This is a genomic window from Variovorax sp. 10L426 (genome assembly GCF_056395305.1).
On record NZ_JBFTJF010000003.1, the window covers coordinates 367653 to 382607 of the forward strand.

Annotated in this window: 16 protein-coding genes; 8 read left to right on the plus strand and 8 right to left on the minus strand. The window is 63.0% G+C overall.

Translation table 11 applies throughout. The features are described 5' to 3' along the window. Window positions 1–26: 26 nt before the first annotated feature. From kdsB to AC1DHL_RS06370, 5 genes are read right to left on the minus strand one after another with little or no spacing between them, the layout of a single operon-like run. A complete protein-coding gene (kdsB, locus tag AC1DHL_RS06350) occupies window positions 27–797 on the minus strand; it encodes a 3-deoxy-manno-octulosonate cytidylyltransferase (RefSeq protein ID WP_478101207.1) in 771 nt (256 codons plus the stop codon). A 1-nt stretch (window position 798) separates the two neighbouring features. Next, window positions 799–981: a Trm112 family protein gene (locus AC1DHL_RS06355; protein ID WP_478101205.1), complete on the minus strand. Its 183-nt coding sequence runs from the start codon at window positions 979–981 to the stop codon at window positions 799–801. Further along, entirely contained in the window at window positions 962–1951 is a 990-nt protein-coding gene (lpxK, locus tag AC1DHL_RS06360; RefSeq protein WP_478161434.1) for a tetraacyldisaccharide 4'-kinase, read from the minus strand. The genes AC1DHL_RS06355 and lpxK overlap by 20 nt, the downstream gene beginning before the upstream one ends. Continuing rightward, window positions 1948–2373 carry an ExbD/TolR family protein gene (locus tag AC1DHL_RS06365; protein WP_478161436.1) on the minus strand — a complete coding sequence of 142 codons (426 nt, stop codon included), beginning with the start codon at window positions 2371–2373 and terminating at the stop codon, window positions 1948–1950. The genes lpxK and AC1DHL_RS06365 overlap by 4 nt, the downstream gene beginning before the upstream one ends. A gap of 2 nt (window positions 2374–2375) precedes the next feature. Continuing rightward, window positions 2376–3008 (minus strand): MotA/TolQ/ExbB proton channel family protein, encoded by a 633-nt coding sequence (locus tag AC1DHL_RS06370; protein ID WP_478101407.1) that lies wholly within the window; start codon window positions 3006–3008, stop codon window positions 2376–2378. Between the two features lie 312 nt (window positions 3009–3320). On the opposite strand from AC1DHL_RS06370, the gene xseA reads away from it, so the two are divergent. Together xseA and AC1DHL_RS06380 are read left to right on the plus strand one after the other, a co-directional pair. After that, window positions 3321–4634 (plus strand): exodeoxyribonuclease VII large subunit, encoded by a 1314-nt coding sequence (xseA, locus tag AC1DHL_RS06375; RefSeq protein ID WP_478161359.1) that lies wholly within the window; start codon window positions 3321–3323, stop codon window positions 4632–4634. Window positions 4635–4682: 48 nt separating this feature from the next. Beyond that, the gene (locus tag AC1DHL_RS06380; RefSeq protein ID WP_478101201.1) at window positions 4683–5264 is read left to right on the plus strand and encodes a superoxide dismutase; all 582 of its coding nucleotides are present in this window, start codon (window positions 4683–4685) and stop codon (window positions 5262–5264) included. A gap of 63 nt (window positions 5265–5327) precedes the next feature. Here AC1DHL_RS06380 and AC1DHL_RS06385 read toward each other — a convergent pair whose 3' ends face one another. Both AC1DHL_RS06385 and AC1DHL_RS06390 read right to left on the minus strand, forming a co-directional pair. Then, window positions 5328–5780 (minus strand): DUF192 domain-containing protein, encoded by a 453-nt coding sequence (locus AC1DHL_RS06385; RefSeq protein WP_478101405.1) that lies wholly within the window; start codon window positions 5778–5780, stop codon window positions 5328–5330. Between the two features lie 189 nt (window positions 5781–5969). After that, entirely contained in the window at window positions 5970–6296 is a 327-nt protein-coding gene (locus AC1DHL_RS06390; protein ID WP_478101199.1) for a cell envelope biogenesis protein TolA, read from the minus strand. 191 nt (window positions 6297–6487) lie between these two features. Here AC1DHL_RS06390 and icd point away from each other — a divergent pair, with 191 nt between their 5' ends. From icd to AC1DHL_RS06420, 6 genes are all read left to right on the plus strand, one after another. Then, entirely contained in the window at window positions 6488–7747 is a 1260-nt protein-coding gene (gene icd, locus AC1DHL_RS06395; RefSeq protein ID WP_478101197.1) for an NADP-dependent isocitrate dehydrogenase, read from the plus strand. A gap of 203 nt (window positions 7748–7950) precedes the next feature. Further along, window positions 7951–8310: an ATP-dependent Clp protease adapter ClpS gene (clpS, locus tag AC1DHL_RS06400; protein ID WP_478101195.1), complete on the plus strand. Its 360-nt coding sequence runs from the start codon at window positions 7951–7953 to the stop codon at window positions 8308–8310. A 54-nt stretch (window positions 8311–8364) separates the two neighbouring features. Further along, the gene (gene clpA, locus AC1DHL_RS06405) at window positions 8365–10686 is read left to right on the plus strand and encodes an ATP-dependent Clp protease ATP-binding subunit ClpA (RefSeq protein WP_478101193.1); all 2322 of its coding nucleotides are present in this window, start codon (window positions 8365–8367) and stop codon (window positions 10684–10686) included. 160 nt (window positions 10687–10846) lie between these two features. After that, window positions 10847–12304 carry a cardiolipin synthase gene (cls, locus tag AC1DHL_RS06410; RefSeq protein ID WP_478161361.1) on the plus strand — a complete coding sequence of 486 codons (1458 nt, stop codon included), beginning with the start codon at window positions 10847–10849 and terminating at the stop codon, window positions 12302–12304. Then, window positions 12301–13743: an exodeoxyribonuclease I gene (gene sbcB, locus AC1DHL_RS06415; protein WP_478161363.1), complete on the plus strand. Its 1443-nt coding sequence runs from the start codon at window positions 12301–12303 to the stop codon at window positions 13741–13743. Before cls ends, sbcB begins: the two co-directional genes overlap by 4 nt. A gap of 8 nt (window positions 13744–13751) precedes the next feature. Then, window positions 13752–14279 (plus strand): N-acetyltransferase family protein, encoded by a 528-nt coding sequence (locus AC1DHL_RS06420; RefSeq protein ID WP_478161365.1) that lies wholly within the window; start codon window positions 13752–13754, stop codon window positions 14277–14279. A gap of 4 nt (window positions 14280–14283) precedes the next feature. On the opposite strand, the gene AC1DHL_RS06425 is transcribed toward AC1DHL_RS06420, so the two are convergent. Next, the gene (locus AC1DHL_RS06425; RefSeq protein ID WP_478101187.1) at window positions 14284–14937 is read right to left on the minus strand and encodes a redoxin domain-containing protein; all 654 of its coding nucleotides are present in this window, start codon (window positions 14935–14937) and stop codon (window positions 14284–14286) included. Between the last annotated feature and the right edge of the window lie 18 nt (window positions 14938–14955).

A 14955-nucleotide genomic window follows, 5' to 3' on the forward strand; every position in this document is an offset into this window, starting at 1 on the left:
GCACGCGCTACCCGACCGCCCCGAAGTCAGTCGGCGGCGAGAAGGGCGCGAACGCGCGCCAGATCTTCCGGCGTATCGATCCCCGGACCCGGGGCATCCGAGGTGATGTGGACCGCGATCCTGTAGCCATGCCAAAGGGCTCGAAGCTGTTCGAGCGCTTCGGTGGCTTCGACAGGCGCCGGCGGAAGACCGGGAAACTGCCGGACGAAGCTGGCGCGATAGCCGTAGATTCCGATGTGCCGCAGCGCAGGCGGAGCGGTCGGCAGCGCCTTCGGGCCATGGGCCGCGAAGCCGTCGCGCCACCAGGGGATCGGCGCACGGCTGAAGTAGAGCGCGTATCCCTTGGCATCGAGAACCGTCTTGACGACGTTGGGATTGGCGAATTCTTCAGGTGAATCGATGGCATGTGCCGCGGTGCTCATGGCCGCGTCGGGATGATCTGCCAAGGCTTGCGCGACTGCGTCGATCAAGGCCGGCTCGATCAATGGTTCGTCGCCTTGTACGTTCACGACGATGGCGTCGTCTGCAAGGCCGAGTTGCGTGCAGGCCTCGGAGAGGCGATCACTTCCGCTGGCGTGATCGGTGCGAGTCAGGAGCGCCTGCACCCCGTGCGCCTCGCATGCGGCAATGATGCGGGGATCGTCTCCCGCCACCACGACACGCTCGGCCCCCGATGCCGCCGCACGCTGGGCGACGCGCACGACCATCGGCAGTCCGGCGATATCGGCCAGGGGCTTGTCAGGCAAGCGGGTCGAGGCGAGCCGCGCAGGGATCAGAACGACGAACGCAGTATTCAATTCAAAGGCCCAGCTCTTCGTCGGAAAGTGTCCGCGCTTCCGTTTCGAGCAGCACCGGAATGCCGTCCCGCACGGGGTACGCAAGTCGGGCGCTGCGCGAGACCAGTTCCTGCTTTTCGGCGTTCCAGGTGAGCGGCCCCTTGGTCACGGGGCAGACGAGCAGTTCAAGCAGCTTGGTGTCCATCGACGGATGATAGCTTTGCGTCGAGCGCTGCGAAGAAGGCATCTTCCGGTTCGAAAACGAGGGGCACGGCCAGTGCGTCGGGCGATTGGCGCCAGAGTTTCACGGCGTCCTTTTCGGTGCAGACCAGCGTTTGGCCGTCGGCCATGGGTGCATTCCAGTTGTGGAAGTCGTGATGGTCCGGAAGCGCGACGCACTGCTCAAGGCGCAAGCCGCGTCGACGCAGCATGTCGAAGAAGGCTTCGGGCTTTGCGATGGCCGCAACGGCGACCAATGCGCGACCAGCCAGATCGCCAAGCGGAATCGTTGTTCCGTCTTTTCGAACGGCATGGTCGGTCAGCGCGCGTCGGGCAGTGAAGCCGGCGAACGCCGGTCGCTCGCCGGTGTGCAGGATGACATCGCAAGGCCGCGGCCATCTTTCGCGCAACGGGCCGGCCGGCAGCAGCCACCCGTTTCCCACGCCGCGGTCATCGAAGACGCAGATCTCGACGTCGCGTGCCATGGCGAGGTGCTGCAGGCCGTCGTCACTGACAACGACCTTGGTGGCCGGATAGCGGGCGAGGAGCGCGCGGCCGGCGTCGACGCGCCGCCGCGCGACAAAGACCGGCGCCTGGGTCGAGCGGCGTATGAGCGCCGGTTCGTCGCCCACGTCGCGAGGGTCACTGTCGTCGAGCACCTCCCGGCAGTCGTCGGTGACCCTGCCATAGCCGCGCGACACCACGCCGGCCTTGATGCCGCGTGCTTCAAGATGCCGGACGACCGCCATGACGACCGGCGTCTTGCCCGAACCGCCGGCGATGACGTTGCCGACGACCACGACCGGAACGCCGACGCGTTCGGTGCGAAGAAGCCCGAATCGGTATAGAGAGCGTCGAAGTGCCGTCAACGCGCCATAGACCTGCGACAGTGGCCACAGCAGCCGAGCCAGCGCGCCGCGTTGCAGCCAGGCCTGCTGCAACGATGCCAAGGCTATCGCCCCGCCTGCGCGGCCGACTGTGTTGCGAAGGTGATCTGCATGAGGCCCGCGCGCCGCGCTGCCTCCATGACGGTGATCACGGACTGGTGTGTCGCGCTGGCGTCGGCGCTGATGATCACGACGTTGTCAGTGGCGCCACCGGCGGCAGCGGCCAGCGCTGCCGTCACAGCCTCGACGCTGCGATCGGGCAGAACGGTCTTGTTGATCGAATAGCGTCCGTCGGCCGAGACCGCGACGATCAGTTCCTTCGGATAGTCGCGCTGTGCTTCCGCGTCCGCCACCGGAAGGCGCAACTGCATTTCGGTGAACTTGCTGTAGGTGGTCGACAGCATCAGGAAGATCAACACGACCAGCAGGACGTCGATGAACGGGATCAAGTTGATCTCGGGTTCGTCGCGCGAGCCGTGGCGAAAGTGCATTCTCATCGGCGCAGCGTGTTCAGATGGCGTGCGAAGCGCTCGCCCGAGAGTTCGAGATTCAGCAGGTATTCGTCCACCCGGCTGCGAAAGTAGCGCCAGAAAATGAGCGCCGGAATCGCGATCATGAGCCCGAACGCGGTGTTGTAGAGGGCAATTGAAATGCCGTGCGCAAGTTGCGCCGGATTTCCGGACCCGACCGCACCGCTGGAAACGGACTGCGCACCAAAGATCTCGATCATCCCGATCACTGTGCCGAGCAGACCGAGCAAGGGCGCGGCCGATGCAATCGTCGCGAGGGCCGGCAGGTAGCGTTCGAGTCGATGGGCGACGACGCGCCCGGCCGCTTCCATCGAGACGCGCAAATCGTCCTCGCTCGACGTCGGATTGCTGTTGAGCGCGCGGAAGCCCGCGGCCAGCACTTCGCCGAGGCCCGAGTTCTTTTCGAGCTTCGTCACCACATCGGGGCCGGGAATCGAACTGCGCGACACCGCAATGGCTTCATCGAGCAACTTGGGAGGCAAAACCTTGGAGGTCTTCAGGCTGGCGAATCTCTCGATGACGAGTGCCAAACCGATAACCGAACAAGCGAGCAACGGCCAGATCGGCCAACCCGCAGCAACTATGATGGAAAACAAATATTCCTCCAGCCCATGGACTGCAAATGCGCGGCGATTATCCACCTTGCCGACGCGTATTTCGGCGACGTCTTTCATGTAGGCGACGACACACAGAAACTGTGGATAACTTTGTGACTAACACGCTGAGCAAACTGTCCGGACCCGCGCCAGATGGGCTTTCCCTTAGATCGAGCGATATTTGGGCAGCACTTTTCTCAATGAAATCAATGCCTTGCACGAGAACATGCGCCTGTGGTGTGCATGAAGGGTCGAGCAGGGCCCCGGCACACACGGTTGTGGAAGATTCGCACCTTGTCACGCGGATGCGTCATGAACGAACGTGAGCAAACACCTGCGTCCGGCGCGCGCATCTGGGCGGTCGGCGCACTTTGTCGGGCGGTCGCCGATGCCCTGGATGCGCGCTTCAATCCGGTCGCGGTTCGCGGGGAAGTCTCAGGTTTCTCGCGCGCGGCCAGCGGGCACTGCTACTTCTCCCTGAAGGATGAAGCCGGCCAACTGCGTTGCGCGATGTTCCGACGTGCGGCGAGCTTGCTGGATTTCTCGCCGCGCGACGGCGACCAGGTCGAAGTGCGTGGCCGGCTGACAGTCTACGAGCCGCGTGGCGATCTTCAACTCGTGGTCGAGAGCTTGCGCCGGGCAGGGCAGGGTGCGTTGTTCGAACAGTTTCTCCAGCGCAAGGCGAAGCTGGAGGCCGAAGGCCTCTTCGATCCGTCGCGCAAGCGACCATTGCCAACGCTGCCGCGCGCCATTGGGTTGGTCACCTCGCTGGGTGCTGCAGCGCTCCACGATGTCGCCACGGCACTGCGCCGTCGCGTGCCGCAGATCCCGGTGGTGCTGGCGCCTGCGGCGGTGCAGGGCGCGGGTGCGCCCGCCGAACTGGTGCGATCGCTGCAGGCGCTGTACGCCTTGGAGCCCCGGGTCGATGTCATCCTTCTGGTGCGGGGAGGTGGCTCTATCGAGGACCTGTGGGCCTTCAATGATGAATCGCTCGCGCGCACCATCGTGCAGAGTCCGGTTCCGGTGATCAGCGGCGTCGGCCATGAAACCGACTTCACGATCGCCGATTTTTGCGCCGACGTGCGTGCCCCCACGCCGACCGCCGCCGCCGAAATGGTCGCCGCTCCGCGCGACATGTGGCTCGACGCGCTCGAACTGCTGGAAGAGCGATTGCGCGAAGCGATCCTGATGAGGGTCGACGCGTCGAGCCAGCGCCTCGACTTGGCAGCCGGGCGGCTCGGTCGCCCGTCGGCACTGGTGGGTCGTCAGCGATTGCGCCTCGCGCACCATGCGCAGCGGCTGCACTTTGCCGTGTTGTCGCGGACGGAACGGCTTGCCCAGGCTCAACAAGCGTTGCAGGTCGAACTGCCGTCGAGGTTTCGAGCAGTGCTCGGCCGGCACCACGAGCGTCTCGACCGCGCGGAACTGCGACTTCAATTGCTCGATCCGGCGCTGGTGCTTCAACGTGGTTATGCGTGGATCACCAATGCACAGGGACACGCTGTCACGAGCGTCCTGGGCCTTTCGCCCGGCGAGGACGTCCGGGCGCAACTGGCCGACGGCTCGGCCGAATTGACGGTGTTGAAGACGGAAATGAAAGGAAGGCGTCCGACGTCGGGTGTCTGATTTCCTTTCTAGAATCGGCCATCCCACAACCAACCCGAGAGCTAAAACATGGAACACGTTCTTCCTCCCCTGCCATACCCGATGGACGCGCTCGCGCCCGAGTACTCCAAGGAAACTCTCGAGTACCACTATGGCAAGCACCACAACGCTTACGTCGTGAATCTGAACAACCTGCAAAAGGGCACGGAGTTCGAGAACATGACGCTTGAGGAAATCGTCAAGAAGTCCAGCGGCGGCATCTACAACAATGCGGCCCAGATCTGGAACCACACCTTTTTCTGGAACTGCATGAAGCCCGCCGGCGGCGGCGAGCCGACGGGGGCACTCGCCAAGGCCATCGATGCCAAGTGGGGCAACTATGCAGCCTTCAAGGAAGCATTCGTCAAATCGGCCGTGGGCAACTTCGGTTCCGGCTGGACGTGGCTGGTGAAGAAGGCCGACGGCTCGGTGGACATCGTCAATATGGGAGCCGCCGGCACGCCGCTGACGACCGCCGACAAGGCGCTCTTGACGGTCGACGTCTGGGAGCACGCCTACTACATCGACTACCGCAACCTGCGTCCCAAGTACGTCGAGACCTTCCTCGCGAAGCTGGTGAACTGGGATTTCGCGGCGAAGAACTTCGGTTGATCCGATCTTCCGCAGCAACAAAAAGCCGACCTGGGGTCGGCTTTTTGTTTCCTGCGCGTGCGCCTAGCGCCGTTGGGCGAACAGTTCCCCGCCGAGCTTCGCGCCTGCCTTGATGTTCTTGCGGGCGAACCATCCCTGGTTCATCTCCAGCACGAACCGCACCGGCTCCTTTGAGCAATGTGAATCCTCTGTCATGGGTTTCATGTCCGCCAGGTTCACGATGCGGCCGTCCTCCGCCACGAAAGCAGCCGTCAGTGGCAGCACGGTATTCCTCATCCAGAAGCATTGTGTGGCCGGTTGCTCGAAGACAAAGATCATTCCTTCGGCCTGGGGCATGTCCTTGCGGAACATGAGTCCGGTCTCGCGCTGTGCGGGCGTGTTCGCGATCTGTGCGTCGATTTGATACATGCCCGCAGTGATCCGGGTACGCGGAAGACCGCTTTGCGGTTCCTGGGCATGCGCCAGGCCCAGCAATCCAAGAGACAAGGCAATAAAGGCGAAAAAACGCTGAAACATGGGCAACTCTTTCAGGGCGGCTATAGAAACAAGAATGCCCGCGCATGCGGGCAAGACCACAAATTGGCCAAGGAGCTTCGGCCCCTATTGGGCCAATTATCCGATCTGAACCTGACTGACGAGTTAGGCCGGGCAAGCGAAAAAAAAGCGCCCCCGGAGGAACGCCTTTTACATTGGGAAGAGTCCCGATTATTGGGGGGTGCCGCCTTGCGGGTTCATCTTGCGGACATTGCCATGGCGATCGCGGCGGCGATCGCTGCGGGTGTCGGCGCGAGCCTGGCCTGCCGCGGTTGCCTTGCTCGGCACTACGCCGCCGGTACCTTCGGAAGATTGGCGCTGATCGCCGCCTGCCGGACGGACTTCACCTTGCGGCTTGGTTGAGCGGCGCTCGGTGGCGCGCTGCTGCGGCTTGGTGTTGGTCGGGGGGGCGGCTTCTTGCGAGGTCGAGCCGCCCTGGGCGAATGCGCCACCTGCTACGAACAGGCCGGCCATCATGACTGCGAGAACTTTACTCATTACAGGATCCTCATTGGAAATGGTTGAAAACGCCTCCCGGCCAGCAGAAGGTTAGCCCACAACGGCGCGAATGCGGCCGTGGTTGACAGATTCCTCAGGCTCCTCCGGTTGCGTCTAAAATTCTAAAGCCATTCAGCCGGCTGGAAACGCAGTGTCTTCTGGCCCCCACATTTCGCGGAGTTCTTGTTCTCATGTCTAGTTATCAGCACATCAAAGTTCCGGCCGAAGGCCAGAAGATCACCGTGAATGCCGACAACTCGCTGAATGTGCCTGATCAGCCGGTCATTCCGTTCATTGAAGGCGACGGCACGGGATTCGATATCACCCCTGTGATGCTCAAGGTGGTCGACGCCGCAGTTGCAAAGGCCTACGGCGGCAAGAAGAAGATTCACTGGATGGAGGTTTACGCCGGCGAGAAATCGACCAAGGTCTATGGTCCCGACGTCTGGCTGCCCGAAGAAACGCTCCACGCGGTGCGCGACTACGTCGTTTCAATCAAGGGTCCGCTGACCACGCCCGTCGGCGGTGGTATCCGCTCGCTGAATGTCGCGCTGCGCCAGGAACTCGACCTGTACGTGTGCCTGCGGCCCATCCAGTACTTCGAAGGCGTGCCCAGCCCCGTGAAGGAGCCGCAAAAGACGAACATGGTGATCTTCCGCGAGAACTCGGAAGACATCTATGCCGGTATCGAGTTCGAAGCCGAAAGCGAAAAGGCCAAGAAACTCATCAAGTTCCTGCAGGACGAATTCGGTGTCAAGAAGATCCGCTTCCCGAACACGTCCGGAATCGGCATCAAGCCTGTTTCGCGTGAAGGCACCGAGCGCCTGGTTCGCAAGGCGATCCAGTACGCCATCGACAACGACAAGTCCAGCGTCACCATCGTGCACAAGGGCAACATCATGAAGTTCACTGAAGGCGCCTTCCGCGACTGGGCCTATGGCCTGGCCGCCAAGGAATTCGGTGGCGAACTGATCGACGGCGGCCCTTGGATGAAGATCAAGAACCCGAAGACCGGCAAAGAAATTACCGTCAAGGATTCGATCGCTGACGCTTTCCTGCAACAGATTCTGCTCCGTCCGGCCGAATACAGCGTGATCGCCACCCTGAACCTGAACGGTGACTATGTTTCCGACGCCCTGGCCGCGCAGGTCGGCGGCATTGGCATCGCCCCCGGCGCGAACCTGAGTGACACGGTGGCCATGTTCGAAGCCACGCACGGAACCGCCCCCAAATACGCGGGCAAGGATTACGTGAACCCCGGTTCCGAAATCCTGTCGGCCGAAATGATGCTGCGCCACATGGGCTGGAAAGAAGCCGCCGACCTGATCATCAGCTCGATGGAAAAATCCATTGAGAGCAAGAGGGTCACGTATGACTTCGCCCGCCTGATGGAAGGCGCGACCCAGGTCAGTTGCTCCGGCTTCGGCCAGGTGATGATCGACAACATGTAAACGTTGTCGGAAGCGTTCCCGAACGCTTCGCCGAACAGAGCCCCGGGCCGCAAGGTGCCGGGGCTTTTTCGTGGCGCGAAGGCACGAGGCTTGCATGGTGTCGTGGCCAGTTCCTGGGCTATCCATCTTGAATGTCACAAAGCTGCCACCAGTTGTGCCACTACAGCGAGTGCAACGCGCGGCTGCTCTATAAAATGATTTTCATGGCTACCAGAATCCCCTCGACTCCCAAGACGCCGCCGGCTGCCAAGCCGGGACGGGACGATGGCGACTCGGTCGTTCTCGAACGTCGGCCGCAGAAGACAGCCCCGCCCCAGATGTACCAGGTCGTGATGCTGAACGACGACTACACGCCGATGGAATTCGTCGTCGTCGTGATCCAGGAGTTCTTCAACAAGGACCGCGAGACCGCCACGCAGATCATGCTCAAGATCCACCTCGACGGGCGTGGCGTGTGCGGCGTCTACTCCCGCGATATGGCGGCGACCAAAGTGAACCAGGTGATGGAAGCAGCGCACCAGGCCGGGCACCCACTGCAATGCGTCAGTGAACCGGTTGAATAAATCGCCCTCCAACCCATCTGACAAATTATTTACAGCAAGGCAAAAGGAAATCACATGATTGCCCAGGAACTGGAAGTCAGCTTGCACATGGCTTTTGTCGAGGCCAGGCAGCAGCGCCACGAGTTCATCACGGTGGAGCACCTGCTGCTCGCTTTGCTGGACAACCCGAGTGCCGCGGAAGTCTTGCGGGCCTGCTCGGCCAACGTCGACGACCTCCGAGCGTCGCTGACGAACTTCATCAAGGACAACACGCCACAGGTCGCCGGTACCGACGATGTCGATACGCAGCCGACGCTGGGATTCCAGCGCGTGATCCAGCGCGCGATCATGCATGTGCAGTCCACCGGCAACGGCAAGAAGGAAGTGACCGGCGCGAACGTGCTGGTCGCGATCTTCGGCGAAAAGGACTCACACGCCGTCTATTACCTGCATCAGCAGGGGGTGACACGTCTTGACGTCGTGAACTTCATCGCGCATGGCATCAAGAAGAGCGATCCGCCGGAAGCTGCCAAGGGCAACAACGATGCGTCCTCGGGCGAAGGCGAAGAGGGCGGCGGCGAGAAGAACGAAAAATCTTCTCCGCTGGAGCAGTTCACGCAGAACCTCAACCAGCTTGCCAAGGAAGGCAAGATCGATCCGCTCATCGGCCGCGAGTATGAGGTCGAGCGCGTGATCCAGATCCTGTGCCGCCGGCGCAAGAACAACCCGCTGCTCGTGGGTGAGGCCGGCGTGGGCAAGACGGCGATCGCCGAAGGCCTCGCATGGCGCATTACCCAGAACGACGTGCCGGAGATCCTGGCGGAGTCCAACGTGTACTCACTCGACATGGGCGCACTGCTTGCCGGGACCAAGTACCGCGGCGATTTCGAACAGCGCCTGAAGGGCGTGCTCAAGTCGCTCAAGGACAAGCCCAACGCGATCCTGTTCATCGACGAGATCCACACGCTGATCGGTGCGGGCGCAGCGTCGGGCGGCACGCTCGATGCGTCGAACCTGCTCAAGCCGGCGCTCTCGAGCGGTCAACTCAAGTGCATCGGAGCAACCACCTTCACCGAATACCGCGGCATCTTCGAGAAGGATGCGGCCCTGTCACGCCGCTTCCAGAAGGTCGACGTGGTCGAGCCGACGGTTCAGGAAACCGTGGACATCCTGAAGGGCCTGAAGTCGCGCTTCGAAGAACACCATGGCGTGAAGTACGGCGTGGCCGCATTGCAGGCTGCTGCCGAGTTGAGCGCGAAGTACATCAACGACCGTCATCTGCCTGACAAGGCAATCGACGTGATCGACGAAGCCGGGGCCGCCCAGCGCATCCTTCCTGCGAACAAGCGCAAGAAGACCATCAGCAAGACCGAAGTCGAGGAAATCGTCGCGAAGATCGCGCGCATTCCCCCGGCCAATGTGTCGAATGACGACCGCGGCAAGCTGCAGACCATCGAACGCGACCTCAAGAGCGTTGTGTTCGGACAGGACAAGGCCCTCGAAGTGCTCGCCTCGGCGGTCAAGATGGCGCGCTCCGGTCTGGGTCGCGAGGACAAGCCGATCGGCTCATTCCTGTTCAGCGGTCCCACGGGCGTCGGCAAGACCGAGGCGGCGAAGCAACTGGCCTACATCATGGGCATCGAGCTGATTCGCTTCGACATGTCGGAATACATGGAGCGCCATGCCGTGAGCCGCCTCATCGGTGCGCCTCCGGGCTACGTCGGTTTCGACCAGGGCGGTCTGTTGACCGAAGCGATCACGAAGAAGCCGCATGCGGTTCTCCTGCTCGACGAGATCGAGAAGGCGCACCCGGACATCTTCAACGTGTTGCTGCAGGTCATGGACCATGGCACGCTGACCGACAACAACGGGCGCAAGGCCGACTTCCGCAACGTGATCATCGTGATGACCACCAACGCGGGTGCAGAGACCATGAACAAGGCGACCATCGGCTTCACCAACCCGCGTCAGGCGGGCGACGAAATGGCCGATATCAAGCGCTTGTTCACGCCGGAGTTCCGCAACCGCCTGGATGCGACGGTGAGCTTCAAGGCACTCGATGAGCAAATCATCCTGCGTGTGGTGGACAAGTTCCTGCTGCAGCTCGAGACGCAACTCGCCGAGAAGAAGGTCGACGTCACGTTCACCGACACATTGCGCAAGCACCTCGCGAAGAAGGGCTTCGATCCGTTGATGGGTGCGCGACCGATGCAGCGCCTGATCCAGGACACGATCCGTCGTGCCTTGGCCGACGAGTTGCTGTTCGGGCGTCTGCAGGAGGGCGGTCGCTTGACCGTCGACCTCGACGACAAGGAAGAAGTCCAGTTGGACATCCAGCCGTTGGCCAAGAAGGAAGGCAAGGCCAAGCCGGAAGCCGAAGAAGCGGCCACAGGCTGATTAGGCTCGCCCCCAGGTTGGCTCACTTCGTGTAGCCGCCCACCCCCTGCCGGGGGCAATACCAGCGGCCCGGCAAAGCCGGTTCCGCGGTATTTCTGGTGAATGAACAAAGGTCGGTAGCATCGGGCTACTGGCCTTTTTTTTTCAGAACCCGTCTCCCTTGATTCTTCCCGAGCTCAGCCAGGAATGGCGTACCGGACTCTCGCTTGCATGGAGCGGCTACATCGCGGTGCTTTCCGTGTGGATCGTCATGCAGAAGCGGGCGCCGGTGTCGACGATGAGCTGGATCCTCTCGTTGGCGCTGTTGCCGTTCGTGGGGTTCGTCATCTATTACTTCCTAGGGCCGCAACGGCTAAAGAAGCAACGTCTGAAGCGGCTGCGCAACCGGGCGATCGCCCAGGCGCCGGGCGACATGGTCATGCTGCGCGACGCGGCCGAGCGCGCGCCGCCTTCCCTGCGGCAGATGGCGGCGCTGGGAATGGCCGCCTGCGGCCTGCCGGTGTCGAGCGCGACGTCCGCCGAACTGCTGTCAGGCGGGGCGCGGACCTTCGATGCGATCTTCGAGGCGATCCGTCAGGCGCGCGATCACGTGCACCTCGAGTACTACATCTTCGAGCCTGACAACATCGGTACCGCGCTGCGCGACCTGCTGATCGAGCGGGCGCGAGAGGGCGTCACGGTGCGGCTGCTGCTCGATGCGCTCGGCTCCAAGCGCATCGGTCAAAAGTTCATGGCGCCGATGCACGACGCCGGCATCCGCACCGCGCTGTTTCACGACACGCGCATCGGCCGGCGCCTGCGGCCGGTGACCAACTACCGGACTCACCGGAAGATCGTCGTCTGCGACGGCCGCGTCGGCTTCACGGGCGGCGTCAACATCACGGATGAAGAGGACGCCCGCACGCGTGCCGATGCTTACCACGACGTGCATCTGCGCATCGAGGGGAGCGCCGTGCGCTGGCTGCAGACCACGTTCATCGAGGACTGGACCTATGCGACCGGCGAGAACCCCCGCGAGATGCACAAGGCCATCGGCAGCCTGCTGCCGCGTCTCTCGCAGCAGGCAGGCATGGGCGACATTCCCGTCCAGATCATCACCAGCGGGCCGGACAGTGCACTCGAACCCATCCACCGCATGCACATTGCGGCGATCCACGCGTCCGTGCACCGGGCCTGGCTCACCACGCCGTATTTTGTGCCCGGCGAGCCTGCGCTGATGGCGCTCACCAGTGCTGCATTGCGCGGCGTCGACGTGCGGCTGCTCGTGCCGCGGCGCAGCGATTCGCTCGTCGTGAGCGCGGCGGCGCGCTCGTACTACGACGAGCTGATCGCGGCCGGCGTTCAAGTCTTTGAATACAAGGCCCGCATGCTGCACTCCAAGACGCTGGTGGTGGACAACAACTGCGCGATGATCGGGACCGCCAATTTCGACAATCGCAGCTTCCGGCTCAACTTCGAGGTCTGTGCCGTCATCTACGGCCCGACGCTCGCCAAGCCGCTGGTCGCGCAGTTCGAGACCGATCTCGCCAACGCGTCCCCGGTGCATGCCCAGCGACACCAGAGTTTTCTGCGTCGTCTGGGTGATGCCTCGGCCCGTTTGTTTTCTCCCTTGTTATGACTCCTCACACCTTTCTTTGGCACGACTACGAGACCTTCGGCACCGTGCCCCGACGCGATCGACCTTCGCAGTTCGCGGCGATCCGGACCGACGCCGAACTCAACGAGATCGGGGAGCCGCTGATGATCTATTGCAAGCCGGCGCCTGACTACCTGCCCAGCCCAGGGGCTTGCTTGATCACCGGCATCACGCCGCAGCAGTGCCTGGAGCGCGGTATTGCCGAGCATGAATTCGCAGCGCAGATCGAGCAGGCCTTCTCGCGGCCGGGCACCATCGGCGTGGGCTACAACACGATCCGCTTCGACGACGAGGTGACGCGCTTCCTGTTCTGGCGCAATCTCATCGATCCTTATGCGCGCGAGTGGCAGAACGACTGCGGCCGGTGGGACCTGCTCGACGTCGTGCGCCTGACCTACGCGCTGCGTCCGGACGGCATCGAATGGCCGAAGAAGGAAGACGGCAGCCAGAGCTTCAAGCTGGAGGATCTGGCTCGCGCGAACGGCCTGCTGCATGAATCTGCCCACGATGCCTTGTCGGATGTTCGCGCCACCATCGCGCTGGCGCGACTGATCCGCGACAGGCAGCCCAAGCTGTTCGACTTCGCTTTCGGCTTGCACCGCAAGGACCGCGTCGCCAGTGAACTCGGGCTGCCGGCGACCCGGGAAACGGCGCGGCCGTTTCTGCACGTGTCGGGCATGTTCCCGGCCGAACGCGGGTGCCTCGCGGTCATGTGGCCGCTGGCAAGCCATCCGACCAACAGGAACGAACTGCTTGCCTGGGACCTGGCCCATGACCCGAGCGAATTGCGCGATCTCGACGTAGCGACGCTGCGCCTTCGGCTTTTTACGCGCAGCGCCGATCTGCCGGAAGGCATCGGGCGGCTGCCGATCAAGGGCGTGCACCTGAACAAGTCGCCGATGGTGGTTGGCAACCTCAGGACGCTCGCACCGGCCATGGCCATGCGCTGGGGCATCGACATGGAAGCCGCGATGCGCAACGCTGCGATCGCCGCCGCGCTGCCTGACATGAGCGCCATCTGGCCCCAGGTCTATGAACGTCCGAAGGAGGGCGCGCCCGATGTCGATGAAGATCTCTACGGCGGTTTCGTCGGCAACGGCGACCGCCGTCGCCTGACCCAGATGCGAAGCCTTTCGCCAGTCCAACTTGCGCAGGCGCGGACCGGCTTTGACGACCCCCGCCTCGAAGAACTGCTTTTCCGCTACCGTGCGCGCAACTTCGTCGAGACCCTGACCGAGGATGAAGCCGAACGCTGGGAGGCGCACCGCGTAGCCCGATTGCTCGAAGGAGAGGGCGGGGCGCGCAACGTGGACGAGTTGTTCGCCGAGATCGACACGCTCGCCGAAACCGCCGACGAGCGCGCGGAAGAGATTCTCGGCGCCTTGTACGAATACGCCGAGGCCATCGCGCCGGCCATTTGAGTGACGCCATGACCGTACGACGCCTGTTGCCCACGGATGCCGAAGCCTACCGGGCCTTGATGCTCGAGGGCTACGAGCGTCATCCCGATGCTTTCACTTCCAGCGTGGCGGAGCGCGCGGCCTTGCCGCTGTCATGGTGGCAGAAGCGGCTCGATCCTGCGCCGCTGGCCGATCAGGTCGTGCTTGGCGCGTTCGATGGCGAAAGACTTGTCGGCGCCGCCGGACTTCAATTCGAGCCGCGCGAGAAGGCGCGCCACAAGGCGAACTTGTTTGGCATGTACGTGCTGCCGGTAGCGCGGCAAGGCGGGTTCGGCCGCCGCCTGGTGCAAGCCGTCCTGGAAGAGGCTGGGTCGCGGGAAGGCGTCAAGGTCGTCCAACTGACCGTGACCGAAGGCAACGTCGCTGCGCAGGCGCTGTACCAAAGCTGCGGCTTCCAGTCCTTCGGTGTCGAACCTTTCGCCGTCGCCCTGGGCGATGCGTTCCTTTCAAAGGTCCATATGTGGCGCGCAGTGGGTCCCCTGGCCGCTCCGGCCTGAAGGATCAATGCAGGCAGGCGCGCGCCGCGCCGAGGATCTCGTCTTCCGACGCGAGCTTACCGATGCCGGCCAGGCCTTCGGAACTGCACTCGATATCGACCCAGCGCACGATCCCTTCGCGGTCGATCATGAAGAGCGCCTTGAGCTGCGGCCATTGCCGCTCCACATCGCCCTGGTCGGTCGGTGTGCCGGTGTAGCCGTCCAGTTCCCCCAGGATCTTTGCGGCTTCGGAGATCGGCAGCGGTTCCGGAAGGTCGCCGAAGGGATTGACGCGAACGGTTTCCAGCGCTTCGATCAATTCGGGGGTCGCCTCGGGCTTCGGCACCCCGTAAGCGCGATGTATGGACAGTTCGGGATCGGCTGCGAGGCGCAGCCGGGTGGGCCTGAACTTGAAATAGCGTCGTGCGTTTTCCGGCTCCGTCGCCACCACGGCCAGGCTTTCGACGCCCAGCGCTTTCAGCTTGTCCTCGAAAGCGCCGAGCCGGACCAGTTGCCGCCGGCAGAACGGACACCACAGGCCGACCATCAGCGCGAGAAACAGGGGGCTGCGCCCTGTGTAGTCCGCCAGCGATACGGTGTCGGATCCGGCCACGGCCGGCAGTTCGAAATACGGGGCCGGGTCGCCCGGCGCCAGAGGATGCATCATCGCGGCCGTCATGGGGACTCCTCCTACGCG

What these genes read in the sequence shown, in the direction of transcription:
- AC1DHL_RS06355 (WP_478101205.1), bottom strand. Translation starts at nt 981, where the DNA reads ATGGACACCAAGCTGCTTGAACTGCTCGTCTGCCCCGTGACCAAGGGG.
- AC1DHL_RS06365 (WP_478161436.1), bottom strand. Translation starts at nt 2,373, where the DNA reads ATGCACTTTCGCCACGGCTCGCGCGACGAACCCGAGATCAACTTGATC.
- xseA (WP_478161359.1), top strand. Translation starts at nt 3,321, where the DNA reads ATGAACGAACGTGAGCAAACACCTGCGTCCGGCGCGCGCATCTGGGCG.
- AC1DHL_RS06380 (WP_478101201.1), top strand. Translation starts at nt 4,683, where the DNA reads ATGGAACACGTTCTTCCTCCCCTGCCATACCCGATGGACGCGCTCGCG.
- AC1DHL_RS06385 (WP_478101405.1), bottom strand. Translation starts at nt 5,780, where the DNA reads ATGTTTCAGCGTTTTTTCGCCTTTATTGCCTTGTCTCTTGGATTGCTG.
- AC1DHL_RS06390 (WP_478101199.1), bottom strand. Translation starts at nt 6,296, where the DNA reads ATGAGTAAAGTTCTCGCAGTCATGATGGCCGGCCTGTTCGTAGCAGGT.
- icd (WP_478101197.1), top strand. Translation starts at nt 6,488, where the DNA reads ATGTCTAGTTATCAGCACATCAAAGTTCCGGCCGAAGGCCAGAAGATC.
- clpS (WP_478101195.1), top strand. Translation starts at nt 7,951, where the DNA reads ATGGCTACCAGAATCCCCTCGACTCCCAAGACGCCGCCGGCTGCCAAG.
- clpA (WP_478101193.1), top strand. Translation starts at nt 8,365, where the DNA reads ATGATTGCCCAGGAACTGGAAGTCAGCTTGCACATGGCTTTTGTCGAG.
- sbcB (WP_478161363.1), top strand. Translation starts at nt 12,301, where the DNA reads ATGACTCCTCACACCTTTCTTTGGCACGACTACGAGACCTTCGGCACC.
- AC1DHL_RS06420 (WP_478161365.1), top strand. Translation starts at nt 13,752, where the DNA reads ATGACCGTACGACGCCTGTTGCCCACGGATGCCGAAGCCTACCGGGCC.
- AC1DHL_RS06425 (WP_478101187.1), bottom strand. Translation starts at nt 14,937, where the DNA reads ATGACGGCCGCGATGATGCATCCTCTGGCGCCGGGCGACCCGGCCCCG.